This window comes from Pseudonocardia sp. N23 (genome assembly GCF_002583555.1).
In the GTDB taxonomy this organism is placed as follows: Bacteria; Actinomycetota; Actinomycetes; order Mycobacteriales; family Pseudonocardiaceae; genus Pseudonocardia.
Window position 1 is genome coordinate 22,291 of the sequence record NZ_BEGX01000021.1, and the last position, 25,547, is coordinate 47,837.

Consider the following 25,547-nt stretch of genomic DNA (forward strand, 5'->3'; position numbering starts at 1 on the left):
GTCAGGCTCACCGGCCTCGGCCGCCAGCCGGGCCAGCACGTCCGCGCCGCCGCGCGCGCCGGGGAACTGCGCCGGCGAGTCGGTCCCGCGGTGCGGGTCGAGGTCCACGACCAGCACGTTCGACCGGCCCACCGCGAGCCCCAGATTCCATGGCCGCACGCTCCACCACTCCTCGATCACCACCGGATCGCGGGTCGCGGCCGCCTCCCACTCCTTGACCGCGGGCAGCTTGCCCCGCGGCCACACCGGGAACACGTAGAGCCCGGCCGCCGCCGCGTCCAGCGCGGCCTGCATCAACCTTCCCGGCCCCGCCGGGCGCGCAGCGCTGCGCCGTGGGCGTTGCGGACCGGCCATCCCACCCCTCCGAACGACATCCCCACCGCGATCACCGGCGTGGTGATCGTCTGCGTGGTGATCGTCTGCACTGTGCCAGGACCGCCCGACACAACCCCGCCTCCCACGACCTGTCGTCGCGGTGTTCGTGCTGGTCTCACGGCTGACCGCCGCCGCCGCAGTGGTCGCCGGGTTGGTCGCCGTCGCCGTGGTCGCGGCAGTGGTCGTTGTGGTGGGCGTGCGCATGAGGTGTTCTCCCTGGTCCTGCGGCGGGTTGGTGGTCTCGGGGTTGGTGGTCTCGGGTTGGTGGTCTCGGGGTTGGTGGTGAGACGGGCCGGTGGCTGGCCCGTCTCACCTGTCGTCTCGGGTGGTGTTCATGCGGCCGATCGCCGGTTGCGCGCGTTTCGGCGGCGCGCGGCGCGGCGCTCGTACTCGTCCTCACCACCCCACACACCGGTGTCTTCGTGGGTGTGGGCCCACTCCCGGCACTGCGCGATCACCGGGCAGCCCGCGCACACCGCCTTGGCCCGCGCGGTCTGCTCCTTCGCGGGCCCGGCGTTGCCGACCGGGAAGAACAGTGCGGTGTCCTCGCCGCGGCACGCGGCCTGCTCATGCCAACTCATCTCACGTCTCCTTCGGCTGGGTTTGTGCTGGTCGCTGGGTTTGTGCTGGTCGCCGCACACGCGCGACGCGTCTGGCACTACGGGGAGCACCCGGGGGATCGGGCATCCCCGTCTCGGGCGGCCCTGGACCGGGCCGCCCGAGACGCAGGTGCGAGGGTCAGCCGACCGGCTGGGGCGCGGTGGTCTCGCGGCGCCCGCTCTGCGGGTCGCCGGCCTGCTCCCCGCCGGTCTGCTCGCTGCCGCGCTGGACCTTCTCCACGCGCGCCTTCTGGGTCCGCAGGCTCACCGCGACGTCGCGGGCCTCGATCTTGGTGCGGCGGATGACCACGTCGTCGCGGCCGGGTTCGTCGAGCTCCTTGGTGTAGGAGTCGTCGACCTCCTCACCGGTGACCGCGACGTGCATCCCGGTGGCGAGGGTGTCGTAGACGTTCTCGGCGAGCGGCCCGAACGCGACCACGTCCTTCCAGACGGTGGACCGGGAAACCCACTGGCCGCTGGCCTTGTCGAAGCGCCGGGAGTTGATCGCGATGGAGAAGTTGACCACCGCGTTGCCGGTGCGCTGGCTGTAGTTGATCCGGATCTCGCGGCCGACGGTGCCGTGGAAGGTGTTCTCGTTCATGGTGGGGCTCCTGTCCGAGGGGGTTGGTGTGTTGGGCTGACGCGGCTTGCCTCAGCACACGGCCCCTGGTCTGGGGCGAGGGTTCCCGCTCGTCCATCCCGGTCGTGACCGCATCCACCCGGGACGCTGGTCGTGCTCGCCCACACCGCAGCGGCGGTCTCACCGGGATGGATCGGGCGTGGGTTCATCGCGGCATGGCCCGGGGTGTGTGCTGACCTCCGGGCGTCTGGATCAACCACACCGGGCCTCCGGCCAGCAGCCACGCCCAGAACGCGCACCCGACCCGCTGTCCCGCAGCCGATCCCGCGCCGCCGATCCCGTGCCGCCCGCCCCGGCCTCAGCAGGTTGCGCGGTGGCCTCCGCTGCGACCGGCCCGTACCGCGTCGACGTCGACCGCAGCACCCGCCCCGCCTGCGTGGCGGCAGGCCGGAACGGGTGCTGAAGCAACGGCAGCTCGACAGCTCCGACCGGCCGGAGTCGTGACCGGCCGGCTGGAGATGGGTCAGCGGGCGGTGTCGCGCAGCATCGCCCGCAGGGTGATCGGGTCGATCCCGCAGGCGGCGATCTGGGTGGCCAGCTCGGTGAGGCTCAGACTGGGGTGGACCTGTTCGGCGAGGTCGAGGGCGAGGTTGGCGGTGGCGCCGTCACCCTCGAGGAGAGCTGCGAGCCCGCACAACGTCGCGGCGTAGGCACGGGCCTGCCCGGGCAGCTGCTGCACCATCTGCAGCCACACCGACCGCATCAGACCGGGTTCGGTGTTCTCGGCGGTCCACTCCACCAGCGCGTCGCGGCGCACCTGCGTGAGCAACGCGGCCCCGATACCGACGAGAACGTCCTCGTCGAGCTGGTCGCCCCGCCCCGACAGCACCCGCTCCCTCAACTTCAGGATCGCGACGCCCGCCTCGACACCCTCGCCGTCGAGCGCGTCGATCATCTGCGCGCGCCGCTGCGCGGTCACGCTGTCGATACGGCTGTCGAGTTCCGCGGCCAGCGCCTCCCGGGAGCCGTATGAGACCTGCCCAGTGGTCACAGCCGCGGTGACGGCCACGATCGAGGCCGCCGGGTCGTCGAGGATGCCTGCGCGCCCGCACCCGCACAGGCACTGCCACGGCATGCCCGCCGCGAGCGCGGGAGCGTGCAGGGCCTGCACTACACCGACCCGGACCAGGGCCAACGCCTCGGTGACCGCGCCGATCACGTCGGCTCGGGTGTCCTCACCGATGACCACCACCACCGCGGTCAGCGCCTCGCCCTGCTGGTCAATCACCTGCGCAGCGTGGGCGGCCACCTCGGAGGTCTCCTCCCCCGCGGCCGGGAGATCAACCCGCAGGACCATCCCGACCCGCCGCCCGGCGAGGGTGATGATCACCAGCGAGTCCGCGGGCGTGAACCCGACCAGCGTCGGGATCGCGGCGAGGACGGTGTCGGCGCTGGTCAAACGGATCGGTCGCTGCGTCGTGGTCATGATCGGATTCCTTCCGACAGGGTGAACAGACTGGGCAGGGCGAGCTGGGCACGGCAGAGTTGGCCGGCTCAGGACAAGGGAGCTGGCGCAGGGCTCAGGGGTTTTGCGCCGGCCCGGTACCCCGCATGCGGCGGTCCGGGCCGACGGGTGGTCAGCGGGTCGCTCCCCGCCACCGGGCCTCCGCTGCGGCGTGGTGTTGCCTGGCCACGAGCGCGCCGGTGGCGCGGGGGCTGGGTGGGTAGGTGCGGTCCTGCTCGGGGACCGGCCACCCGTCGAGGCTCAACCGCCACCCCTCATGCCGGCCACCGTCGTCGAGGGAGCGGAACCACATCACCGTGACGCGGATCGTGTCGAGCGGGACCGCGAGCTGCAGCGCCACCACGCTGAGGGTGATCGGGCCGGCCGGGCAGCCGTCGGGGTCGCGGCAGATGTCCCACCGCTCGGCACAGGTCGACTCGTCGTCGGTGTAGTGCAGCTGGTCCGGGCGGGCGCCGAGCTGCTGTGCGGTCTCGACGAGAAGGCCGCGGGCGTACTCGTGGGCGCCGTAGCTCCCGAGCTGGCTGCGGTCGCGCGGAATATTGGTCTCGACCGAGTCGGGCAGCACGTAGCTGCGGCAGTAGTCGAAACGGTCGATCTGGTTGATCTTGCCGGTCGGGTCGAGCATCCTCGGCTGCCTCCGTTCGATGCGAAAGGCGAGCCCCGGGTGGGGCCCGCCCGCGGGCGGGCCCTCAGAAGCCCGGCTCATCGAGCGCCCCGGCCAGGTCGGAGGCGATGCGGTCCTGGTGGGCGTCGCGGTCGTCGAACTCGCGCCACGCGATGTCGCCAGTAATGCCGAACGCCGAGCTGACACCGAATGCGGAGCTGGGAGCGGGAGTCGCGGTCGCGGTGCGGAACATCAGGGCCTCCTGGTGGGCGGAGCGGCGGGAACGCGGCTCTGCCTCAGCGCGGGCGGCCGGGGTCCCCGAAGGGGACGGGACGGCGGTTCCGGCTGGCCCATCCCGGGTGTGACCGCATCCACCCGACCGGCGCCCGAGCTACCGACCGCACGCGGTCTCACCGGGATGGGTCGGCACGGGTTCGTCGGCCCGCTCGCCCCGGCCGTCTGTGCTGACCTCCGGGCGGTCTCGTCGCACCGCCCTACCCGGACACTGCGGCCGCACCACCCACCACCGGCCCGACCCGCCCGGCCACCTCATCCGGCCCCGGTCCCGGATTCCCCCGCGGGTGGATGCGGCCCTCGGCCGCACCCACCCGCCGGGCCCCCGTTCTCAGGTCAGGTCGTGCGCGACCTGCTCGTCGTCGCCTTCCTCTGCGCTGCGGCGGCCGTCTGGCCGCTCCTTACCCGCGCCTGCGCAGAGCCGGCTGATTCGCGCGCCGAGCGCAGCCAGCTCTTCGAGTGAGCCGCCGGTGGCCAGATCACCACCGCCTCCCGAGCTCAGCACCAGCACGTGCGAGGAGGCAATCTCGCACTCGGGGTTGAGCTCGGCGTTCGCCTCGGCCGCAGTCATGAGCCAGATGTGCAGGTCGGTGACACGGTCTTCCCACTCCACGTGCCTCATCGGCCGCCCCCTCCCGCAGCGCCGCCCGGTCCCGCAGCCTGGTCCTGTCCCCCAGCGCGGTCGTGGTCCTGTTCGGCGCCGCCCGGGTAGGTGATCACCCTGGTCGGCGTCGGGGGTGCGGCGGGTGCGGTGGTCGTGTCGATGGGCCCGATCACGGTGTCGGCGTGCATACGGTTCTCCTTGTCGCGCAACGGTTCTCGCCAGTAGGAGGGTGCGGTGGGGCCGGGAGCGTCCCCGGCCCCACCGCACCCCCCGGATCAGGCGGCCGACTCCGTGGCCAGGTCGGCTCCGGCGTCCTCGTCGCCGCCGTTCTGGGCGCCGCCGTCCTCGTCGTCGGTGTCCGAGGTGTCGTCGTCGGCGCCGGCATCTGCCGGGTCTTCGGCAGCGCGGTCGACCGTGGTGGGATCGACGGTGGTGGGGTCGATGAGTAGTTCCTCGACGTGGGTCGGGGTGTAGCCCCAGTTCTTCAGCGCGCTCATGTATGCCGCCGCGCGGGTGTCGGGGCGGGCGTTGCCTTCGCGCCAGCTGTGGCGGTGCAGGCTGTCCTCCTCGGCTGCCAGCGCGACCGCGAGCATGACCTGGGCGGCCTTGCCCGCCTTCGCCCGGGCGAGCAGCCCGAGCAGCGGGTTGGGCTTGCCAGCGTGCCAGCGGTCGGGGACCTCGACCCCGAGCAGTGAGCAGGCGAGCTGGTTGCCGCCCTCGAACGCGCGGCGCAGCTCGTGCCCGCCGGTGGCCATCGCCTCGGCGACGAACAGGGCCGCGTTGTTCGGTGCGGCCTTGCGCGCGAGCAGCGAGCGCAGGAACTCTCGCCGTACCGTGACGGCGGCGTCCCAGGCTTTGTTGCCCTCGATCACCCGCCGGCGCTCGGCCCGGGCGGCGTCCTTCGCCGCGGCCACCTCCTCCTCCGTGGCCGCCACGGCCGCCGTGTCAGGGCTGGCGTGGCGTTCGTAGTACGGGGCGTGGCCGTGGGTGTCGGGGTCCAGGCAGTAGGCGATGGCCTCGACCGTCGGCGGCTCCGTGTTGCGCCAGGTCCGGCGGACCTCCATCGCGACCGCGTGACCCGGGCAGTCCTGGTGGTCCTCGACGCTCAGCCGGGTGTAGACGGGGTCCTCGACCCGCGGGCGCAGCTCGGTCAACGCCCGCGCGCCCGGGTACTCGCAGCGCTCGCCATCGCCGCCGCCCCCGGTGTCGGTGTCGGTCTGGAGCAGGGCGATGCCCTGCTCGCGGGCGTGGGCGTAGGCCTCGGCGAGCAGCCGCCGGTCCTCGCGGTCGTTGCGGGCGCGCTGCGCGGCGTGGGCGAACCGCCCTGGCTCGCGCGCCGCGCACACCGTGAGCGTTTTGACCGCCTCGATGCCCTCGGCGGTGCCGTCGTCGAACTCGGCGATCACCGCGGCGTGGTCCAGGGTCAGCTCGTAGCGGGCCATCGCCTTGGCCGCGATCTCGCTGGCCGCGACCCGGGTGGTCTGGCGGATCCGGGCGGCCGGGGTCCGGGTTTGGCGGGCGATCTGCGCCGCGGTCAGCCCGAGGTCGAGCAGCTCCTGGTGGGCGGCGACCTCCTCACGGTCACCGATGCCGGCCCGGTGGTTGTTCTCCCCGAGCTGGTCGACGATCCGCGCGATCTGGGCGTGCCGGTCAGCCCTGTCCGGGTCGTCGTCGGCTTCGAGGAGGACCCGCACCCGCGCCAGGCCCGCCTTCACCGCGGCGAGGGTGCGGCGCTGGCCCTTGCGCACCACCAGCGCGCCGTCGTCGCGGCGGCGCACCGTGATCGGCTCACGGACCCCGCGCTCACCGATGTCGGCGACGAAATGCGCGCTCAGCCTTACCTCGGTGCGGGTGTTGATCCCCACGACCAGCTGGGTCGGGTCCACCCACATCAACGTCCCGAGCTCCTCGGCCCCGACCGGACCGGGCGCCACCGCCCCGACGGCAGCGTTCCCGCCGTCGGCGCTGGTCGCGCCGCCGGCGGGGTGTGCGGGTTCGGTGCTGGTGGGTTCGGTGCTGGTGGGTTCGGTTGTGCTCACGCGGACCTCCAAGAAGGGGCGAGTCGAGCCTCACGACCCGGCGGGGGTCGTGGGGTGCGTCCCGGGGTGGGAGTCCCACAACGCGGGCCGCCGCCCTCGCGGCCCGCGCCTCGGGACCACCACCGTGCCTCCCGCCGGCACGCACCGGCGGGAGGTCAGGGATCCGAGGTCTCAGCCGGGGTCTGACAGCGCGCCAAGCTGGTCCGCGACGCTGTCGGCGACCTTCGTCCACTCCGGGCCGGTCAGCTGCCCGCCGTGGGCCATCAGCCGGGCACGCAGCACCGCCGCGACCGCGACCTCGCGCCACCGCGGCGAGTCCGGCGTGACGTGATCGCGCAGGTGCTCGTAGCGCACGGTGTGGGTGGCGCCCCCACCGGTGAGCGGGGAGGGCACCGACACGCTCTTCGCGTTCGCGCGGACCACGACATACCAGCCGCCTTCGTATCGGATCAGGTCCCCGCGGCTGATGTCGTCGCGGCTGTAGTTCGTGGCCTCACCCGCGGCGATCTGGGCGTCGCGGACCCGCTGCCAGTAGCTGAGCTGCTCGCGGGCGTTCTCGACGTATTCGGCGAGCTCACCCTCGCGTCGCACCCGGGCCTCGGCAGGGATCTGAGTGGTGGTGGCCAGCGCGGCGAGTTCGCGCTCGTAGCGCGCCAGCGCGGCGGTCAGGGTGCGGATCCGGTTGGCCACGGTGTGCGGGTTGTGCCGGTGGCGCATGTGCGCGGCCGCGGTCGCCGCCGCGGCCGCGGTCCGCCCGGCCTCCCGCTCGAGTGCCACCGACCGCTCCATGTTCGCGTGCGCCCGCTCCCGACGGCGACGATCGCCGTTGTAGGAGTAGTGATCGGTCAGCAGCGGCTGACCCAGGGGGATGTGGTCGAGCACCCGGTTCGCGGCTTCCTCCCGGCTCGCCGCCTCGCCGGTGAGGCGGGCGGCGCGGGCGGTCAACCGGTCCGCGCGCGTCTCGGCGCGTACAGCCCGGTCGACCTCCGCCTCCGGCACGGGCCGGGGGGTGGTGTCGATGCGGACCTCGACGGCGAACCCGGCCGCGCGCAACGCCGCGACGGTGCGCTCGATCGCGCCGCGCTTCGCGGGGCGGTCCTGGCTGGCCTGCAACCGGAAATCCCCGACCGAACCCCGCCACAGCCACCCCAGCGACCGCAACGTCGCGTACAGGTCATCCGAACGGCGGGTGCCCTCAAGACAGGTGCCCTCGGCGTAGGTGTGCTCGATGACCAGCACCCGCGGTGCCAGGCCCTGAGCCGGCCCAGTCGGGTCCGGCTCGGTCGGGAGCGGGGTTGGCTCGGTCAGGGTCGGGAGGTTCTGCGGCTGAGTCATCGCCGATGGGTCCTTTCGCGAGTGCGGTGGGTCGTTGCGAGTGCGGTGGGTGTCGTGAGCGCGGTGGGCGTGAGTGCCGGTGGCGTGAAACCAGCGGCCCCGCAGTGGGTGCGGGACCGCCGGGCAGGTCTGGGCAGGTCAGCGGGTGATGGCGTGCGTGGCGGCGAGGCTCATCGCTCGCAGGCCCTGACGTTCCATCTCGTAGGCGGCATCGGCGTCGGTCAGGCGCTGCGCGGCGGAGGTGACCGCGTGCAGGACTCCACCGGAGGTGCAGGCACCGCCGGAGATGAAGTCAGCCAAGATGGCGTCCTGCTGCTCGCTGGTGAAGTTGAGCTTCTTGGCGACGTACTCGATGGTCTCCGCGGGTGCGCTGATCGCGACGCCGGCCGCCGCGGTGATCTCGTGGAGCTGGGAGCGGACGAAGTCGCGGTCGAGGAAAGTCGCGACCGCGTCGCGGGCCTTCTTCCCGACCAGCTCCAGCGCGGCGGCGTGGGTATCGGTGCTCCACCGGATGCGGCCCTCGTCGAGCTTGCCGCCCAGGTGGACCTCCGAGAGCGCGTGGTGGTTGATCGTCATGCCGTTGTTGCAGACCTGCACCACCAGCTGCGGGGTGATCGTGAACCTGCCGCGCCCGGTCTCGGAGTTCGACACCACGAACCCGGCGAAGACCAGCGGGTTCTCCGCACCGCAGGCCCCGGTGAACGGGCTGCGGTATCCGGCCAGCAGCTCCGGGGCCATCTCGGCGACCTGCCGGCTCGCGACCTTGACATACATGCGGGACTCGGTCAGATCGGCCTGGGTGACCTCGGCCTGGACGTCGGTGCGGCGGATACCGTCGAGGACCGCCATCAAGATGTCGAGGTTGTCGACGATGCGGTAGGAGTCCGACAGCAGCGCCCGCAGCACCCCCGGTGTCGTAGACGCGGTGTCACGCAGACCCCGCACCAGGAAACGGCGCTCGGGCCGGTCAGCCAGCCACGCGTTGACGTTGGCGTCGTAGAGGTCGGTCTTGGCCTGACGCATCCGCCGCAGATAGGGCAGCGGGATGTCGAGCTTGGTGGCCAGGTCCGCGTCCGCTGATGCGGTCGGGTTGAGCACCGCGTCACAGGTGCTGACCCCGTCCACGGTCAGCTCGTGGTCGGCTCCTGCGACACGCAGGGCCCCGTCGGCGACCCGCAGGTTGCTCGCGCAGGTGACGACGTCGAGCTTCGCGGACTGCTGGGCGCGCAGGACCTCGACGATCTCGCCCAGATCGGCGTTACGGCGGGTCAGCAGCTCGGTAGCGGTCATGACAACTCCCGGTGGAGTCGAAGAACGCCCCGGGACCCCGGCGAGGGGGACGCCGGGTCCGGGGCGGCCTCACCGCGGCGGTGAGGCGTGACTCGCCCGCGCCCTGGGACGTGGCGCGGGCGGGGGCCCGCGCTCGCCCGACCGGTGTGAGATCACCGGCCCGGACCGGCGCCCGAGCTCCACAACCGCCGCGGTGATCTCACCCGTGTCGGGCCGGGCAGGCGGGGCATCGGCCGGTAAGCCCGGCCTGGGGTGCAGAGTCATCACGCCCTCACCCACCGGCGAGCCCCGCACCGCGCCCGCCTCACCCTTCCCCATCAGGCCGACCTGGCCATTCGTCGGCCATTCGTCTGGCCATACAGCCCGGCTGGCGGGCCCAGGGCCTGGTCTCGCGTGGGCATGCGCCGGCGTGTGCCCGGGAAGAACACGCCTGGAGGGGCTCGGTGGAACCGAGCCCCTCCAGGCGTCTGGGAGATCAGCTGACAACGCGGATGTTGTGGACGATGTCGATCGGGGTCACCGCGGCGATCCGGTGCTCCTGCCCGCAGTCCGGGCAGGTGATCCACTCGCCCACGTCGTAACGACCGCGGCGCATGTCGGCGGTGAAACCCTGGTCACAGGCGTCGCCGACGTCGAGGATCGTGCCCGGGCTCAGGACGAGCGGGACACCCTCGAGGCTGGGGACGCCGGTCTGGTCGGCCATCGGATGCTCCTTCGCTGTGGAGTTGTGCTGGAACTGCGGCTCGTCCCAGCACGGCCCGCTCGGGGTCCCGCAGGGACCGGCCGGGGGTTCCGGCTCGCCGGACCGGGTGTGATCGCGCCAGCGACCCCGCAGGGGGGGCTCGTCCGGCTACGCGGCCGCCCGCTCCCGGCCCGAACGGTCGAGGCATCCTGGTGCGGTGACCGAACAGCCGATCCGCACCGTCCGTGAGTTCGCCCGCGCGGCCGGCCTGTCCGAGGACAGGACCGAACGCCACCGCGCAGCTGGAGCGCTCCTGCTCGACGGCGAACCGGTGACCGACCTCGACACACCCGTGCCCGACGGCGGGAAGGTCCACGTCGCCGGATCGTGAGTGGCGTGCCGGGTCTTGTCCCAGCATTCCCGCCGCCCACCACATGGCCCATAATCGAACGCATGTTCGAGATGAAGGATGCAGTGCCCGACGTCCTGGACAGCATGGACCCGGCCGTCCGCCGCTGTGACCCGCCGGTGCCGGTCTGGGTGGACCTCGCCGCCCTCACTCAGCAGCAGCGATACGGGCGCGGCAGCCGCCGTGGCGGGGTGTTCGTGGGCGGCGCCGTCCGGGCGATCATGTGGGCCCAGATCATGACCGAGCGGGGGTTCTGGCTGGCAGTCCTTACCTGCGAGCTGGAGCGCGGGGGCCGGCCGATCCTCACCGCCCCGGCGGTCGTCCCCGAGTGGGCCATCACACGGCGCCGGGCGGGCTCCGAGCGCCGCCTCCTGGGCAAGGCCGGCGACCGGCCTACACTCGTCCAGACGCGCGCGCAGCGCCGCCCGGGCGGCGCTGCGCGCCCCTGAACAGCCTGCCTGAGCACCGTTCCTGAACGGTGTTACAGCCCTTCGTCATCAGGGGTCGAGGCCCGAGGCGGTCGACCTGATCCCGTCCTTTGGCGGTAAGGCGACGTATCCCAAGGCGATGAGTCAAGCTTGTTGCAGGAGCAGGACGCAGCGTCGAGAGGTTGTCGGTCTTGAGTGAGACTGTGTGCACATGAGCAGCAACGGCGAGGGTCTGGGCCCGTTGAACGAGGAGCCGAGGAACGTCCGTCCGCCGTTCGATCGATGGCCGCCCGAAGAGGACTTCGACCCGGACACCGAGCGCTGGCGCGCGGTGAAGCTTGACGATCGTCGCGCGGCTCTCTTGGAAGCCCTTGAGGGTGTTGACCTTGGTGACTACGACCGTCGAATTGTCGACTGGATCGCCGGTTGGGACATTCCCACTGTAGGAGCGGTTGTTTCTCTTGTTCTGCGGGCTCGGCAGGTTGATCGCTGAGGATCGTTCATCATTACCGGGCGGTCTCGACGCTGCGCCGGTCGAGCCTGATGGCGCTTCGTCTCGATCTTTGTGGACTGTGTCCCCGGACGAGGGTCCTTGGGCAGGCGGCAGTCAGCGACGGTTACCCGGCGTCGTCCCCGCGCCGTGCTGCTCCGTCACTGCCTGCTGGTTGCGGGGGAAAATCCGGATCTCCGATGCCTTCCCACTCGCGGGCTCGGTCAGCGAAGGTGGCGAGTGCGGCGATCGTCTCGGCGGACAGGCCGTGGGCGCGGATGGCGAGGTCGCGCACGGCGGGGTCGTGCAAGGCCGCGAGCAGCGCCAGATCCTCGCGCAGTGGCGCGGCGTCGACGAAGAAGTAGGCCAGCGGCATGCCGAAGGCGGCAGCGAGGGCCTCGAGGGCGCGGATGGTGGGGTTCTTGGCCTCGTTGTGGCGCAGCTGCCAGACGTGACTGGGAGAGATCGAGTACCCGGCCGCGGCGGCGCGGTCGGCGATCTCAGGATGGGTGTACTCGCGCCCGAGACCCCCGGCGGGCTTCACCGTGGCGAACAAGCGCTCGACCAGCTCCGGCACGTTCGGCGACCGCGACCGGGCCGCCCCGCCTGCACGGGCAGGAGCCAACCCCGCCGGGGCAGTGGATGGAGGTTCGGCAGGAGGGCAGCCCTGATCGGGTGATCTTGGGGCCACGGCGCCTCCCATGTTCTGTCGTCAACCGGATGCCAGATAGCAGCAGTGTCGACCATGATCACCCTGTTTGGCCGAACACCCCCCGATCAGGGTCACGTTTGGTAACTCCAGGAGCCGCCTACACAGTCGTGCTGATCCGAACGAGCGGTAGCATGGGCGCCGACTCACGGTCGGTAGTACCCGCGCGGCGCGACTCCAGCTCCGACCCCCGCCAGCACGGTCACCGCTGGCCAGACCACGTTTGCATGATCGTGGCGTTTCTGTCGAAAATGGGGATATCTGTTCAGCGTGACCGGTAGCGGCCGTCGTTGGCGGCGGCCCGGTGCCGGGTTGTGCGTGACTGGAGGGCGTCGTGGATCGGCCGCAGTGTGCGTTGCCCGGCTGCACGGAGATCGTGCCCGCCGTCGTCGAGGGTCGCCCGCCCCGGCGCTACTGCAGCCCCGAGCATCACGGTGAGCACCGCGCTGTGCGGCGTGGAGCGTCTGCGGGGGTAGCCGAGGTCGCGGCCGTCGCCCCGGCCGCATCGTCTGTTCCGACGCCGGTTGGTGGGGACGCGCCGGCGGGATCGTCGCCCCCTCGTTGTTCGAGCCTCGTGATGGCTGCGGATGCGCTGCGGAATCTGCCCTCGACACGAGGCCAGACTCACCAGCGGCGGTTCGCCACCGACGCCCAGCACCGTGCTGATCTCAAGCGGCTGCAGGCCGCCCGGGTCACCCGCGGCCGTCGCGTGCGGCGCCTCGTGGGGGTGGCCGCGGCGATGGGTGTGTTGGCCACCGGCGGCACGGTCGTGGTCAAGAACCTGCCCGCCGTGTTCGACCCCGATCATGTTCCGCGGGCCGTCGCTCAGGCCGACTGGGAAGCCCAGGCCAAGATCTCGCTGGCCTCGATCGATTCCCAGCTCACCACGATCACCGCGACCGAGGCAGTGTGGGACAGCCAGATCGCCGTGCTTTACCCCGGCGCGGTCCCGGCGGCGGTCAAGGCGATGCTGGATCGCAAGACTCTGCTTCAGCAGCAGCGCGCGGCGCTGCAGGGCCAGCTCGCCACCCTCGACCAGCTGGCAAGCACCCAAGACCAGCTGGCCGCCCTCGATCGGCAGATCGCTGAGATCACCACGATGCTCGACGCTCTGCCCGCCGGCCGGCTGACTCCCGACCAGCAGCTTGTCAGCGACTCGCTGACCCAGCGACGGGATCTGCTGCGCCAGCAGCGGTCCGCCGGCCAAGACGACCTCACCCGGCTCCGGCAAGGCGTGCAGTCCGCGGAGACCAGCCCGATCCCGGACCCGACCGACCAGACCAGCGCCCTGACCGCGCGGGTCTTGGACCTGCGCGAGCACCGCCCGACCCGGGCGCCGGGCGGGCAGCCACCGAGGCCTCCGATCACCAGCGACAGCGATCGCCGTGACGCCGCGGTCCTGGCCGACGGGGCCTCCTCACAAGCCCGTAAGCCGGTAACTCCGGTACGCCCGGTCACCGACACCGTCTCGGGGACCAGCGACGCCGTGACCGAACCGGTACGCAACCTGGCCGAGAGCACGTCCACCCCACGCCGCGCCAGCAGCACCGACAACTCCGGCTCCAACTCCGACTCCAGCTCATCCCGCTCCGGCTCTTCCGGGTCGGACTCCTCTGACTCCTCGGGGTCGGGCTCCTCGGGGTCGGGGTCGTCGGCGAAGAAGGCGTCGAGCGCGCCGAGCACATCTGACTCCTCCGGCTCCGGGAGTTCCGGATCGGGCAGGTCCAGCTCCTCGGGAGACTCGGGCTCCTCGGGAGACTCGGGGGGTAGCGGGATGTCCACGGCCGATGCGTACCGCATGGCGATGAACACCCCGCAGGGCCGGATGGCTTCTGGAATCGGGCGCATGTCCGGTGCCCCCATCGGCTGACGGCCCGGCCTCGGTGACCGGTCCGCGATGATCACGGAGGTGTCGAGCGCAGTGGTGTCGAGCGCAGTGGTGCCGAGCGTGGGAGCCTACGAGCCAGACCGCCAAGATGAGCTGATGGGCGACGCCGAGGCGGTCGGCGGGCGGGCGTTCGTCCATGAGGTGACCTACCTGGCCACAGAGCTCACCACTCGCGACTTCAGCTGGTCCGGGCACGGCCCGGAGCCTGCTGAGTATCGACAGGCGTGGCTCGATCACGCACAACAGATCATCGCTGATCGGCGGGCTCAGCTGCGGCCTCGACAGGGCTGACCCGGCCACCGGACGGGGGCCGCTATCTGGCGTCACTGCGGCCGACGTCCGCCGCCCGAAGGCGCCCGATCGCAGACAGTGCGGTCGGGGCCCCCTACTCGTCCGTACACATTCATCGACGTTCGGTAGCGAACTACTGGGAACGGACGCGTGCTCGAGCGCACGACACGGCTCTTCATCGGCGCTCAGCACCTCCGTAACGCGTCCAGCCGCAACGGCGAGCATCAATCCACGCGGTTCCGCCCATGGCACCGCCACGCTGGAGGACGAGCGAGATGGCAGGAACCCGCCTGAATCCCGAAGAACGGCGCGCACAGGCAGTTCAGCTGCTTCGCAAGCATGGGTTTCTCACATTTCGTCAACTTGCCGACGAGCTCGGGGTAGCAGAGCAGACGATCCGCCGTGACATTGAATTGCTCGTGAAGGGCTCCAGGGTGCGGGATGTCCGAGGTGGTGCTGTTCCCGCTGACAGTCACATGTTTGAACCTAACCTTGCGGGCCGGAGCGTCAAAGACGTTGCCGCGAAGGAGCGGATCGCCTCCGAGGTTGTTCGGCAACTTCGCGGGAGTGAGACTGTCTACCTCGATGAAGGTTTCACTCCAGAGCTTATCGCGCATGAAATGCCTGATCGACCAATGCGTGTAGCGACGTCGAGCCTTACTGTTGCGCACGCGCTCCGCGAGAAATCCAATATCGAGATCACCATCCTGGGGGGCACTCTGCGACCCGAGACACTGGCCACGTCGTCGTACTGGGCAATCGAGATGACCAGGCAGATGCGATTCGATGTCGCACTTGTCGGGGCCAACAGAATCTCCTACAGGCACGGCCTGACAACTCCCATCCACAACGTCTCAGTTGTCAAGCAGAACGTCGTTTCCGGGTCACAGCGAACCATCTTCTTCGGCGTGAGCTCCAAGTGGGAGGGCAGCCCGGACGAGCACTGGTTCGCGAACGTCGCGGATCTCAGCATGATAGTGACCGATCGAAATCTCCCAGAATCACGACTGGCCGAACTACGTCGAGTGAACGGACTGGTCGTGGCGACAGTCTGATCCTCCGAGTACGCCGCTCTCACACGATTCATGGTCAACTTCACATCACCGGTGTCACAGTCACTGATTTGACCTGGTCACAGCGCCGCGAGCTGGCCCTGGAGGCTCGCACGATTCGCAGCAAAAGACCCCTGTACGGGACTGTCGTCTCGTTTCATGATTGAGGCCCTGCCGGACCGGAGCGACCACGAAGGGCGTTCACAAGGGCGACCGGGCCTTGGCCTGACGCGCGTTCCGTCAGTGGTGTCACTTCTAATGGAGGCGAATATGCGGTTGCGCATGTCGTGTGCAGCAGTAGCTTTGTCGGCCACAGCCTTGTTGACGAGTCCTCCGCTGGCCAATGCGGACCCGGGCGGAGGCAGCTTTACGGGATGTCCTGTCCTGAGCGAGGGTCATTCGACCGGCCCGTGCGTGGAGCAGTTGCAGAACGATCTGAACGTCATCAACCCTGGATACAGCCTCACGGTTGATGGAATATTCGGTGCTTCCACGAGGGTGGCCGTCCTCGACGTGCAGGGCCGCAACCATCTCGGCGCTGACGGAATTGTCGGATTCCAGACGGCGAGTATCGTTACGTCGCAGTCGATGCGGCTGGGCTCGGTCGCGACACCAGGCGCCGGTGCGCTGCTGACCGCTCAGCAGCGGTGCGACATACTTGGCGACTACGTGCCCTACGGGAGCAACCGCTGCGTTCGTGATGGCACGGTCCCAGGAGGTCTTTCACCGCTCGACTGCCTCAAGGAGGAAGTCGGAGCCAAGGCGTACGAGGACGCTGTCTCGAATGGTCTCGATGAGGCGGCGGCACGCGACGCGGCGAAGAAGGCCGTGGAGAAAGCCGGAGTCGCACTGTCGGTGTATGGGATCACAAAGTGCATGTTCGTCGAGCTAGACCCTGGCGCGGTGAAGATGTATGAATCGGTGCCCATGCCCTAGGACGGCAGCATGCGACTTCCCGGCCGCGAACTCCAAAGGCCCGCGCTCCCGGCCACCGTCAGCACCGCGCCGAGTAGGGAGCAATCGTATGAACACGACAAATAACGTCGCATCGCGCGCTGGCCTGACAAGCGGAGGCGGAGATGACATCTGAGCTACCAGCCTGGTGGAACTGGTTTCTTGACTGGTTTAGATATGTCTTTATCCTGGTCGTCCTGGCCGTTCCCGTCGGGATCGTCGTACTTCTGTTCCGCGGCGGGGGCGATAGCCCTCCGTCGAACCTGAGCCGCACGTGTCGATCCTGCGCCGGAACTGGCATCACGCGCGGCATCGTTGGCCAGATTTGTCTGACGTGCGGCGGTAGCGGACGCAGCCCGTACTGAGGGCTGAGCTGCGGCTGTCGCGGGCCCCGTGTCGTCGCGCAGCTGATGTCGCGCAGCTGATGCGGCCGTCAAACATACGTTTGGTGACGGCGGCCTCGCCCAGAACCTACACAAGCGGTAAGTGGACCACGGCCAAGGGTGGGGTTGGCCGTCGGCGGCGAGCTGCGCCCATGGGGCTGCAGATGACGAGATGGAGGGCCGACGAGCGGATCACCCCGTTACCGTCTTGATCAAGCCCAGTAAGGGCTTGCAGGCCACCGGCCACGGTATGACACGTTGCCCCTGTTGATGATCTGGGGGGGTGTTGTCACCGCGGTCGGCGGGCCGCAGCCGCTTCACAACCCCGTAGAGACGCCCCCCGCTCGGCGAGCCCGATGCAGGGAGAGCCAGGGACATGCCGGGGGCGGGTCACACAGGTTCGTGGGTCAGTTGGCGGATCAAGATCGACTGACTGCCGGGCGAGCGCACTCCTGGTTGATGTCGTCCTATCGGCGGGGTGTGGGGTTGGGCCAGGATGGGCCGACTGATCATGCGGTGGGGAGCGAGCGAGTGAGCGATGCCGAAGGTGGGCTTGGGCAGCGGCTGCGCCGTCTGACCGACCGGCTGCCGTGGTGGGTGCGTCTGCTCGTCGGCCTCGCCGCGGTGGCGCTGGGCCTGTGGCTGATCGTGCGGCCGTTGACCTCGATCAACCTGTTCGTGCTGGTGATCGGGTTGACCCTTCTCGTGAACGGCCTCGCGCAGCTGGTGCACCCACACGTCGCCTGGCCGTCGCTCATCGCTGCTGCGGCCCTGGTCACCGCAGGGATTGTGGTGTTCGCCTTCCGGGGCTTCACGACGAGTGCGCTGGCAGTCATCGTCGCGGTCACGCTGATCGTGATCGGAGTCCTGCGCGCGGCCGCTGCATCCCGCGCGGCTGCGCAGGGCCGGGCAACGAGCCTGGTGCTGGCGGCAACGGCGGTCCTGGCTGGGACGATCGCACTGGCCTGGCCGGACGTCACCCTGCTGGTCACTGCGGTGGCCTTCGGCGGCTGGACGATCATCCTGGGCGTGCACCTGGTGTGGGACGCACTCGCTCGGTTCCACCACAAGGACGCGGCCGACGACGCGCCGGCGGAGCAGGGCTGGTTCGCGCGCTCGGCGCGGTTCTTGGGCGCACTCGTGACCCTGGTCCTGGTGCTGGTGATCGGAGTGGCCAGCGTCCGGCTTCATCAGGGCGCACCGGATCCGGACGACTTCTACGCCTCGCCCACGATCGTGCCGTCCGAGCCGGGTGTCCTACTGCGCGCGGAGCCGTTCACCCGGGCGATTCCCGCTGACTCACAGGCCTGGCGCATCCTCTATACGACCACCAAGGACGACGGGCAGCCCGCACTGGCCAGCGCGCTGGTGATTGCACCGCGCGAGCTGCCGTCCGGCCCGCTCCCCCTGATCGCCTGGACCCACGGCACTACCGGGTTCGCGCAGAACTGCGCGCCGAGCATGCTCGCCGATCCGCTGGTGGCCGGGGCGATGTTCACCGCCGGCGAGGTCGTCGCGCACGGCTGGGCGATGGTCGCCACCGACTACGTGGGCCTGGGCACCGAGGGACCGCACCCGTACCTGATCGGTCAGGGCGAGGGCCGCTCGGCGCTCGACTCGATCCGAGCCGCCCACCAGCTGAGGACCCTCACACTCTCCGATCAGACCGTCGTGTGGGGCCACTCGCAAGGCGGTCACGCAGCCCTGTGGGCCGGCGGGCTCGCGAGCATCTACGCGCCCGAGCTGGACGTCGTCGGTGTCGCCGCGCTCGCCCCGGCCAGCGACCTGGAAGGGCTCGTCGCGAACCTCCCCACCGTCACCGGCGGCATCCTGTTCGCCGCCTTCGCACTCGCCGGCTACGACGCCGCCTATGACGACGTCCGCGACGGCGACTACGTCGATCCCTCCGCGCAGACCCTGATGCGTGAGCTCTCCGAACGCTGCCTCGCCGACCCCCGCACCCTGGTGTCGGTCGTCGAGGCGCTCGCCATCGGCAACGACCGGGACGTGTTCTCCCGACCGCTCGTCAGCGGGCCGATGCTGGCACGGCTTCAGCAGAACACCCCACGGCTGCACATCGACGCACCCCTGCTGCTCGCCCAAGGGCTGACCGACCCGCTCGTGGTTCCCGCGGTCCAGCTCGACTACGTCAGGTCGCTGTGCGACGCCGGGCAAGAAGTCGACTATCTGACCGTGCCCGGCGAGGACCACGTCGGACTCGTCACCGCCGACTCGCCCCTCATCCCCCAACTCATCACATGGACCCGAGCGCGGCTGGCCGGCGACTCCCCCACCGGCGGATGTGATTTCCTCCCAACGACCTGACGACGACGTGCCCGTCCTGGCCGCGCTGCTTCAACCCACGCGGAGCCCGCTCCTCCCGACCAAGTTGGAAAGGGCTCGGTGGTGTGATCTGCGGCCGCGGCGCGCGCCCAGGATGCCGCGGCGGCGGTCGCGGTCGGGGTCGAGGATGTGCTGGGCGAGGATGCGGCCGGTCAGCTCGGCCTCGCGTTCGCAGCGCCACTCCGGTGAGCCGGGTTGGAACGGTTCCCCGCAGCGCCCGATGAGGGTGGTGATGGTGGCCGGGGTCAGGCGTAGCCCGTGGGCGAGCTCGGTGAGTGGTTGGGGGTTCGCCGGGGCGCCGTGAAGCTGGTGCTCGCAGATCATGTGACCGAACTCGTGACAGGCGACCACGGTGCGCGCGAACGGGCTGGTACGCCGATCGACCCAGATCAGGTCGTAGGCGGCCCGGCCTGCCACGGCAGGTCGGGGGCTCCACAGCCCCGCGGGGAGCCCGGCGATGCTGGGGTCGCTGATCTGGACCTCGATGTCGCGGCCGCGGACCGTCTGCATCTGCAGCCGTAGCTCCTCGAGGGTGTCGGGCAGCTCGGGGAGCACCCGGCGCAGCCGGCGCTGACAGCGCGCCAGCATCTGCTGGTCGGACTGGTCGGGCTCTGCGGTCTGTCGTTCGCCCGGGCCGGGGTACTGCTCGACGGTGCTGCTCACGAGGGCTCTCCTGGCTACTAGGCGTGGGCGTCAGTGGGTGTGGCGCGGGAGTGCGGGGCAGTCCGGTCGTCGCGGTAGAAGATGTCGGCAGCGGCGGCGACGGTGTGTCCCTGGGCGCGGGCGCGGTGGACCTGGGCGAGCCAGATGACTTCTTGCTCTTCGGTCGCGGCGCCGCCGAGGGCGCCGAGATCCGCGCTGAGGTTCTCGGTCGGGTCGTCGGCGACCATCCCGGCGACTCCGATCTCCAGACACACCGCGGTGGCGAACGCGCGGGCACCGCTGGAGCCCAACCCGAGCTGGCGCCCCATGCGCACCGCACGGTCGGCGTCGGCGGGCCGCACCCAGCGCTGGACCAGCCACATCCGGTCGCGGATCTCCACGACGGCCACGAACATGTCCGCCGGCCCACCCCCACCCGTCCCAGTCTGAGCCCCGGTGCCGATGCCGGTCCCGGTGAGGGTGGGGGTGGGGGTGGGGGTGCGTTCGAACAGCCATCGGTGCAGCTCGCGGACCTGCTGGTGCAGCAGGGCGGGGTCTTCCCCGCGCCCACGCAGCAGCGGACCGGCCCCGACGGCCAGACCGGCCGCGACGAGCAGCGCGAGACCGCCTTCGAGCACGGTGAACAGTGCCGGGTTGAGCCCGCCGCCGCGCACCAGCGCCACCACCACGAGCACGACACCGGTAAGTGCCCAGGCCAGGACCGCGCCGGCGAGGGCGATGATCGCGGTGAGGTCGCGGCGCAGGGTTCCCGGGGCCAGGCCGCGCAGCGTCGTGGTGCTGGCCTGGGCCAGCACCACGGCGGCGACGACGAAGTACAGGTAGAACCCCAGCAGCGAGACCAGCACACCGGTGCGCCCCAGCATCGGGAGGAACCCTTGCGGGACAACGCTGGCCGGCCCTGCCCAGACACCGACGACCCATCCAGCTACCGCGACCGCACCGGCACCGGCACCGGCCAGCCGGGGCCGGCACCGCACCCGCAGCTGTGTACAGGCCAGCAGAGCCGACCCGGTGATCAGCAGCAGGTTCGAGATCAGCACACTGAGCCCGAGCCGGCCGGTGAGCATGTCCAGGGTCGCGCCGAGCGCGGCGATCCGCAGCGTCATTCCCGCGGCCAGCACCCCGATCCACGCCACGGTGCGCAGCCGGGTCCCGCGTCTCGAGCCGACCAGCACCGCGAGCCAGAGCAGCACCGCGAGGACCTTGACGGCCGTGTCGACCGCGGTGCCAGCAGCGGTACTCACCTCACCTCACCCGGGATCCACCCGGGGCCGGGGCGCCCGCTCACTTGCCGCGCCGCAGGATGCCGCGGCGGGTCTTCTCCTTCGCCTCCAGCTGCCCGATGAACTCCTCGACCGCCTGCAGCGACTCCTCGTCCTGCAGATCCCCCAGGCGGGCCCTGATCGCGAGCTCACGCGGGCGGCCCTCGTGGGCGGCGATCACGTCTTTGAGCTGGGCGTGGATGCCCGCGACGGTGTCCTTCTCATCAGCGCTGCCGTTGTCGGGGTCCAGCAGCAGGTAGGCCAGCAGTGCTGAGGCCTGCCCAGGCTCGGGCTCGGTCCGAGACAGGTACTCGAACGCGCGCGCCAGGCTGGCCACGACCGACCCGGAGGGATTGCCCCGTTCCCCCTTACGCAGCAGGTGCAGGTGCCCGACGGTGATGGCCGGACGCCCCTCCAGATGCGCCATCGCGCGCACGACCTGCCCACTCGTCCACGGACGACGTTCCCCCACCTCATTGGGTGGCTGCCGATAGGCGTCGAACACCACGTTCAGCCGGTCCGCGAAGGTCAGCCCCATCCCCGCTCCTCTCCGAGCATCTGTCACCGGGGGACCCGGCGCCCGCACCACACGGCTCGTCTCGCAACGAACTCACCAGCGCGCACCGTATAGCGGCGCCTGCGCCCAGCCTCACTCGGCACGTACCCGGGCTCGCCACTGTGATCACACCGTACAGACAGATCCGGTCCGTAGCTAGAAACAACACTCCGTAGCGCTTCTTCAATATGGCATCACAGTCGACACAAGTTTAATCTCTAGGCTACTGTCTCGCCCGGCGGAGATTCCGTCGAGCAGGTGTGCGGAAGCAGGATGGTGGTCGTGGGTCGGGGTCGGGGCAGTAGCCAGCGCGGCGGCGCCAGCCCTGCGTGGCAGGTAGCCCCCGGTGTCAGTCCTCCTCCGAACCCCACTGCCACCCCGCCGCCGCCACAGCCGCTGGCCCCGCCGAAGCAGCCGCTACTGCCGCCGTCGGAGTCGCGGCTCGAACTCCCCCCGCCACCGCCGCCGCCAGCACCGCCGCGGCCGCCGGCGCCGCCTCCTTCGACGTTGCCTCCTTCGACGTTGCCGCAGCCTCCGCGGGTGGTCCCGGTTCCCGGGAACCGTGTCCCCGGCGAGGCCGGGTCGGCGGCTGTGCCGCGTCCGGGACCCTCGGGGCCTGGACATGTCCCTGTCCCCGGGCCTGTGTCGGCGGGGCTGCGACCTGCTGGGCTGGTGACAGGAGCTCGCGGGGTACCGGCCCCGGCTGGGGCACAGTCGTTGCGGGGCTTGTTCGGCGCCGGGCAGGGCGGGGGTCCGATCACTCCGATGCACGGGGGCGCCCGGTTCGTCGAGTCCGGTGGCGCGGAGCTGTGGCTGCCCGACGCGACCGCTCCCGCGGTCCGATCGATCCCGCCCGCCCCGCCTGCGCGGCCCGGCCCCGCCAGGGTGCCGTTGGCGCCCCCGCCCGCATCTGGCGGGGTGGCGGCAGCATTCGCCCTGGCAGGGCGTGCTCGGCGTAGCCCCCGGCGCGGGCTCCGTCGCGGCCTCGCGACCATTCCGATCCCGACTGCCGGTGCCGCATCAGACCCTGGTCCTGCCGTTGGTCCTGCCGCTGGTCCGATCGGTGAGGGTGGGCGTGACGCGGTTGTGGCTCCGGTCGGTGAGGGCGAGGGAGCCGCCTTCGCCGCCCGGTTCGTTGCAGAGTTCCTGTCCTGGGACGAAGACGATCCGACTCGTCGCGCCCAGGTCCTTCGGACCCTGCTGCGAGACCCCAGGGGCACCACCCTGGGGTGGGCGGGCGCGGGCAGGCAGCGTGTGGAGCTGGTCCTTCCGGGGCGGACCCTGCGCACCGAGTGTGGTGGTCTGATCGTCGAGGTCACCGCGCGGGTGCTGAGCTTCCACCGCGTCTGTCCGCGTCCCGACATCCTCGCGTCTGCCACCGACGCCGACCCGGCGACGATGTCGTGCTGCCCGCCACCGAGTGCGGCGGGCTGGGCTGCGGGTGACTCGTCATGGACCCGCCTGGCCCCGCCTGTGGTCCGGCTGGCCACCGGCGAACTGAAAGTCGATCTGGCGTTGCAGCCCACTGCGTCCCCACGTGAGGAAAGCCCAGGCCGTCACGGAGGCACTCAGCAATGACCGATACGTCCGCGTCCTGGATTGAGGACCCGTCTCTGATGCCGTGGCGTTTCACCCTCGACGCGCCCACGAGCACGGTGACCCTCACCCCCACGGCCCCGACCCCGGCCGGTTCCACACCGACCGCGCCGCCGCCCGAGCCGTCGACCCCACCGCCGCCCGAGCCGTCGTCAGAACCGTCGGCAGTGCCGCCGACCGGATCGCCGTCGGAGCCGCCGTTGACCCCGCTGCCGACGGTGGTGGGTGTTCCGGCATCCCCGCCCGGGGCCGCAACCCATCCAGCGCCTGAACCTGCTGCTCCTGGTGAGCAGACCGCCCCCGCCAGCTCACCGCCCGAATCGGGGCCGGATCCGGCGCAGGCCACTGTCATCGCGCTTCGCCCGGTCCGGGCAACGCCTTCCGCCGCAGAGCAGGTCACGGCCGGACTGCCCGACCCCACACATGGTCCTGACCCCGGCTCCGGCTCTGGCTCGGGCACCGGCTCTGGGCCTGGTGCGGACACAGAGCCCGACGTCGGTACCGGCGGCGAGGCAGGGGCGCGGGCTGCGGCGGCTGAGCTGAGCGCGCCGCGGCCGCCGACGCTGCCCGCCGTCGTCACGGTCGCGCAGCCTGCCCGGGAACCCGCACCTGCCCGTCCACCCGCACCTGCCCGGGTACCCGCACCTGGTCCGGCTGTGTCTGTGCCGGCTGGTGGTGGGTCCGTGGTCGACCCGGTTGCGGCGGCCAACGCGCAGGCGCCCACGCTCCCGGTCGGGTTCGACACCTACCTGCGCGCGCAACTCGCCGCCGCACCGCCACCCCGCCGCGGGGTGCGCGGGTGGCTGTATTCGCTGTCCGGTGGCCGGGTCAACCCGGGCGCCTCCGCCCGTGAGCTGGCCGAACGTGACTACCTCGACCGGATCCGCACCCCGCTGGGCGGCTGGCACACCGTCACCGTGGCCAGCACCAAGGGTGGGGTCGGGAAGACCACCACCTCGGCGTTGCTGGGTCTGACCCTGGCCGAGCACCGCGCCGACCGGGTCATCGCGATGGACGCCAACCCCGACGCCGGAAACCTCGCCGACCGCCTACTGGGCCACCCGGCCACTGCGACCGTTCGCCAGCTACTCGACCGCCCTGACCTCGACCAACTCGTCTCGTTCACCGACGTCGCCCGGTTCGTCAACAACGCCGGCCGGCTGCAGCTGCTGGCCTCAGATCAGGACGCGGCGAAGTCCGAGGCGTTCAACCGCGACGAGTACCGCCGCGTCCTGGCGCTGCTGGTGCGGTTCTTCAACATCGTCATCACCGACTCGGGCACCGGACTCATCCACTCGGCGATGACCGGCGCGCTGGAGAGCACGCGCAGCCTCATCGTCACCGGCGCCCCGACCATCGACGCCGCCGGGCACATCGACAAGACCCTCGATTCGCTGGTCGCGCACGGGTTCGACGAGCTGGTCGCCGACGCGGTCATCGTGCTGAGCTGCGACCGTCGCGCCCACAGCGTCGACCCAGCCGCGTTGCGCTCACACTTCGAGAACCGCTGCCGCGCGGTCGTGGAGATCCCGCGTGACCCGCATCTGACCGAGGGCGGCCAGATCTACCTCGACGCGCTACGTCCCCGCACCCGCGCCGCGGCCCGTGAGCTCGCCGCACTCGTGGCCGACGCGTTCACCTGGGACTTCCCCACCCCCCGGGGATTCACCACCGGCCCGGGGCGGTAGCGGTGGGTGTGTCCGCGCTGGCCGCGGCCGCGGTGATCGCCGCCTCGACCCTCACCGGCCCCCTGCTCACCACCCCGCCGGTCCTACTCGCCTCCCCGACCGCCACCGGCCCGACCGCCACCACCATCACCACGGCGGCCGGGTGCGGGTGGCGCCAGACCGCCTCCGACCTCTACGCCGCGCTCACCCACGCCGGCGACGACGCCGCGGCGCGGCTACGCGCGAGCCTCGCCGCCGCCGGGGTCGGCACCCCCACATTCACCGCCACCTGCGGCACCGGAACCGGTGGCGGCAATGCCGGTGGCGGCAGTACAGGTAGTGGGGCCGGTGGTGTCGGGGCGGGGAGCTCGTGCCCGGTCGGGGACCGGCCGTACTTCGGCAAGGCCGACTGGTTGTGGAACCCGATCCCCACCGGTGCCCGGCTGGACCCGCAGTCCGCCGCGATGGCCGCCGCGCTGGCCTCGGGCGATCACATCCTCAACACCGGCGAGTTCGGCGTCGCGCTGGTCAACCCCGACCAGATCAGCGCCTCCACCCCACGCTCGACGGTGCCGCTGTCGCAGAACTGGGGCGGCAACCCACTGGCCGGGCTGAAGGTGCCGGTCCCGGCCAACCTGAAGATCCCACCCGGCTCCGACGGCCACGTCGCGATCGCCGACCCGAGCACCGACACGGTGGTCAACCTGTGGGTCACCAAGAAGACCAGCGCAGGGCTGGCCGCGAACTGGGGAGCGGCCACCGCACTCGACGGTGACGGCCGCGAACACAACGGCTCCTCCACCGGGGCGGGCATCGCCCGCTACGCCGCCGTCGTGCGCGCCTCGGAGATCGCCGCAGGCACGATCCCGCACGCGCTGTTCTTCTCCACCAACATGGTCAAACCCGGCGAGGTCCGCTACCCCGCCACC

The 25,547-nt window shown here is 71.0% G+C and carries 27 protein-coding genes; 10 read left to right on the forward strand and 17 right to left on the reverse strand.

Annotation, left to right across the window (positions count from 1 at the left end; all coding sequences use genetic code 11):
* The 13 genes from TOK_RS32445 to TOK_RS07630 all read right to left on the reverse strand — a co-directional run.
* On the reverse strand, positions 1-294 hold a 294-nt coding region (locus TOK_RS32445; RefSeq protein WP_216361890.1), incomplete at its 3' end, for a bifunctional DNA primase/polymerase.
* A complete protein-coding gene (locus tag TOK_RS34665; RefSeq protein WP_256387963.1) occupies positions 294-425 on the reverse strand; it encodes a hypothetical protein in 132 nt (43 codons plus the stop codon). The genes TOK_RS34665 and TOK_RS32445, both read right to left, overlap by 1 nt.
* A 282-nt stretch (positions 426-707) precedes the next feature.
* Entirely contained in the window at positions 708-956 is a 249-nt protein-coding gene (locus TOK_RS07590; protein WP_098957095.1) for a WhiB family transcriptional regulator, read from the reverse strand.
* A gap of 157 nt (positions 957-1,113) precedes the next feature.
* A complete protein-coding gene (locus TOK_RS07595; RefSeq protein WP_098957096.1) occupies positions 1,114-1,575 on the reverse strand; it encodes a single-stranded DNA-binding protein in 462 nt (153 codons plus the stop codon).
* 502 nt (positions 1,576-2,077) lie between these two features.
* Positions 2,078-3,040 carry a DUF4192 domain-containing protein gene (locus TOK_RS07600; RefSeq protein ID WP_098957097.1) on the reverse strand — a complete coding sequence of 321 codons (963 nt, stop codon included), beginning with the start codon at positions 3,038-3,040 and terminating at the stop codon, positions 2,078-2,080.
* Positions 3,041-3,191: 151 nt separating this feature from the next.
* Entirely contained in the window at positions 3,192-3,704 is a 513-nt protein-coding gene (locus TOK_RS07605) for a hypothetical protein (RefSeq protein WP_098957098.1), read from the reverse strand.
* 64 nt (positions 3,705-3,768) lie between these two features.
* On the reverse strand, positions 3,769-3,936 hold the full coding sequence (locus TOK_RS32450) for a hypothetical protein (protein WP_172457464.1): 168 nt from the start codon (positions 3,934-3,936) through the stop codon (positions 3,769-3,771).
* Positions 3,937-4,308: 372 nt separating this feature from the next.
* Entirely contained in the window at positions 4,309-4,590 is a 282-nt protein-coding gene (locus TOK_RS07610; protein ID WP_098957099.1) for a hypothetical protein, read from the reverse strand.
* A 5-nt stretch (positions 4,591-4,595) separates the two neighbouring features.
* The gene (locus tag TOK_RS32455) at positions 4,596-4,769 is read right to left on the reverse strand and encodes a hypothetical protein (RefSeq protein WP_172457465.1); all 174 of its coding nucleotides are present in this window, start codon (positions 4,767-4,769) and stop codon (positions 4,596-4,598) included.
* A gap of 87 nt (positions 4,770-4,856) precedes the next feature.
* Positions 4,857-6,620 (reverse strand): ParB/RepB/Spo0J family partition protein, encoded by a 1,764-nt coding sequence (locus TOK_RS07615; RefSeq protein ID WP_141566310.1) that lies wholly within the window; start codon positions 6,618-6,620, stop codon positions 4,857-4,859.
* Between the two features lie 171 nt (positions 6,621-6,791).
* Positions 6,792-7,955: a DUF3560 domain-containing protein gene (locus TOK_RS07620; protein ID WP_098957101.1), complete on the reverse strand. Its 1,164-nt coding sequence runs from the start codon at positions 7,953-7,955 to the stop codon at positions 6,792-6,794.
* A gap of 138 nt (positions 7,956-8,093) precedes the next feature.
* A complete protein-coding gene (locus TOK_RS07625; RefSeq protein ID WP_098957102.1) occupies positions 8,094-9,245 on the reverse strand; it encodes a DUF932 domain-containing protein in 1,152 nt (383 codons plus the stop codon).
* A gap of 475 nt (positions 9,246-9,720) precedes the next feature.
* Entirely contained in the window at positions 9,721-9,948 is a 228-nt protein-coding gene (locus TOK_RS07630) for a hypothetical protein (protein WP_098957103.1), read from the reverse strand.
* 196 nt (positions 9,949-10,144) lie between these two features.
* On the opposite strand from TOK_RS07630, the gene TOK_RS32460 reads away from it, so the two are divergent.
* The 3 genes from TOK_RS32460 (at position 10,145) to TOK_RS31545 (ending at position 11,257) form a co-directional block, all read left to right on the forward strand.
* Positions 10,145-10,318 (forward strand): hypothetical protein, encoded by a 174-nt coding sequence (locus TOK_RS32460; protein WP_172457466.1) that lies wholly within the window; start codon positions 10,145-10,147, stop codon positions 10,316-10,318.
* A gap of 62 nt (positions 10,319-10,380) precedes the next feature.
* On the forward strand, positions 10,381-10,785 hold the full coding sequence (locus TOK_RS07635) for a hypothetical protein (RefSeq protein ID WP_098957104.1): 405 nt from the start codon (positions 10,381-10,383) through the stop codon (positions 10,783-10,785).
* A 190-nt stretch (positions 10,786-10,975) separates the two neighbouring features.
* Positions 10,976-11,257 (forward strand): hypothetical protein, encoded by a 282-nt coding sequence (locus TOK_RS31545; protein ID WP_141566311.1) that lies wholly within the window; start codon positions 10,976-10,978, stop codon positions 11,255-11,257.
* A 124-nt stretch (positions 11,258-11,381) separates the two neighbouring features.
* On the opposite strand, the gene TOK_RS07640 is transcribed toward TOK_RS31545, so the two are convergent.
* The gene (locus TOK_RS07640) at positions 11,382-11,831 is read right to left on the reverse strand and encodes a helix-turn-helix domain-containing protein (RefSeq protein ID WP_216361891.1); all 450 of its coding nucleotides are present in this window, start codon (positions 11,829-11,831) and stop codon (positions 11,382-11,384) included.
* A gap of 508 nt (positions 11,832-12,339) precedes the next feature.
* On the opposite strand from TOK_RS07640, the gene TOK_RS07645 reads away from it, so the two are divergent.
* From TOK_RS07645 to TOK_RS07665, 5 genes are all read left to right on the forward strand, one after another.
* Complete coding sequence (locus TOK_RS07645; protein ID WP_253258242.1) at positions 12,340-13,833, forward strand: hypothetical protein; 1,494 nt, start codon at positions 12,340-12,342, stop codon at positions 13,831-13,833.
* 27 nt (positions 13,834-13,860) lie between these two features.
* On the forward strand, positions 13,861-14,142 hold the full coding sequence (locus TOK_RS07650) for a hypothetical protein (RefSeq protein WP_098957106.1): 282 nt from the start codon (positions 13,861-13,863) through the stop codon (positions 14,140-14,142).
* Between the two features lie 275 nt (positions 14,143-14,417).
* Positions 14,418-15,197: a DeoR/GlpR family DNA-binding transcription regulator gene (locus tag TOK_RS07655; RefSeq protein ID WP_172457467.1), complete on the forward strand. Its 780-nt coding sequence runs from the start codon at positions 14,418-14,420 to the stop codon at positions 15,195-15,197.
* Positions 15,198-15,608: 411 nt separating this feature from the next.
* On the forward strand, positions 15,609-16,130 hold the full coding sequence (locus tag TOK_RS07660; protein ID WP_172457468.1) for a peptidoglycan-binding protein: 522 nt from the start codon (positions 15,609-15,611) through the stop codon (positions 16,128-16,130).
* A 659-nt stretch (positions 16,131-16,789) separates the two neighbouring features.
* Positions 16,790-18,856, forward strand: a complete 2,067-nt coding sequence (locus TOK_RS07665) for a lipase family protein (protein ID WP_216361892.1) — start codon at positions 16,790-16,792, stop codon at positions 18,854-18,856.
* Between the two features lie 30 nt (positions 18,857-18,886).
* On the opposite strand, the gene TOK_RS07670 is transcribed toward TOK_RS07665, so the two are convergent.
* From TOK_RS07670 to TOK_RS07680, 3 genes are read right to left on the reverse strand one after another with little or no spacing between them, the layout of a single operon-like run.
* Positions 18,887-19,537, reverse strand: coding sequence for a hypothetical protein (locus tag TOK_RS07670; protein ID WP_216361893.1), 651 nt, complete (start codon positions 19,535-19,537; stop codon positions 18,887-18,889).
* A 17-nt stretch (positions 19,538-19,554) separates the two neighbouring features.
* Complete coding sequence (locus tag TOK_RS07675; protein ID WP_098957110.1) at positions 19,555-20,781, reverse strand: DUF6545 domain-containing protein; 1,227 nt, start codon at positions 20,779-20,781, stop codon at positions 19,555-19,557.
* Between the two features lie 40 nt (positions 20,782-20,821).
* Positions 20,822-21,337: a hypothetical protein gene (locus tag TOK_RS07680; protein ID WP_098957111.1), complete on the reverse strand. Its 516-nt coding sequence runs from the start codon at positions 21,335-21,337 to the stop codon at positions 20,822-20,824.
* A gap of 2,297 nt (positions 21,338-23,634) precedes the next feature.
* On the opposite strand from TOK_RS07680, the gene TOK_RS33870 reads away from it, so the two are divergent.
* Entirely contained in the window at positions 23,635-24,639 is a 1,005-nt protein-coding gene (locus TOK_RS33870; protein WP_253258243.1) for an AAA family ATPase, read from the forward strand.
* 2 nt (positions 24,640-24,641) lie between these two features.
* A partial coding sequence (locus tag TOK_RS07695) for a hypothetical protein (protein WP_098957113.1) occupies positions 24,642-25,547 on the forward strand: 906 nt, incomplete at its 3' end.

Coding starts and splice junctions, on each gene's coding strand:
- TOK_RS32455 (WP_172457465.1), bottom strand. CDS start 4,769: ATGCACGCCGACACCGTGATCGGGCCCATCGACACGACCACCGCACCC.
- TOK_RS07635 (WP_098957104.1), top strand. CDS start 10,381: ATGTTCGAGATGAAGGATGCAGTGCCCGACGTCCTGGACAGCATGGAC.
- TOK_RS07625 (WP_098957102.1), bottom strand. CDS start 9,245: ATGACCGCTACCGAGCTGCTGACCCGCCGTAACGCCGATCTGGGCGAG.
- TOK_RS31545 (WP_141566311.1), top strand. CDS start 10,976: ATGAGCAGCAACGGCGAGGGTCTGGGCCCGTTGAACGAGGAGCCGAGG.
- TOK_RS07600 (WP_098957097.1), bottom strand. CDS start 3,040: ATGACCACGACGCAGCGACCGATCCGTTTGACCAGCGCCGACACCGTC.
- TOK_RS07630 (WP_098957103.1), bottom strand. CDS start 9,948: ATGGCCGACCAGACCGGCGTCCCCAGCCTCGAGGGTGTCCCGCTCGTC.
- TOK_RS07620 (WP_098957101.1), bottom strand. CDS start 7,955: ATGACTCAGCCGCAGAACCTCCCGACCCTGACCGAGCCAACCCCGCTC.
- TOK_RS07595 (WP_098957096.1), bottom strand. CDS start 1,575: ATGAACGAGAACACCTTCCACGGCACCGTCGGCCGCGAGATCCGGATC.
- TOK_RS07590 (WP_098957095.1), bottom strand. CDS start 956: ATGAGTTGGCATGAGCAGGCCGCGTGCCGCGGCGAGGACACCGCACTG.
- TOK_RS07605 (WP_098957098.1), bottom strand. CDS start 3,704: ATGCTCGACCCGACCGGCAAGATCAACCAGATCGACCGTTTCGACTAC.
- TOK_RS32450 (WP_172457464.1), bottom strand. CDS start 3,936: ATGTTCCGCACCGCGACCGCGACTCCCGCTCCCAGCTCCGCATTCGGT.
- TOK_RS07680 (WP_098957111.1), bottom strand. CDS start 21,337: ATGGGGCTGACCTTCGCGGACCGGCTGAACGTGGTGTTCGACGCCTAT.
- TOK_RS07650 (WP_098957106.1), top strand. CDS start 13,861: ATGATCACGGAGGTGTCGAGCGCAGTGGTGTCGAGCGCAGTGGTGCCG.
- TOK_RS07655 (WP_172457467.1), top strand. CDS start 14,418: ATGGCAGGAACCCGCCTGAATCCCGAAGAACGGCGCGCACAGGCAGTT.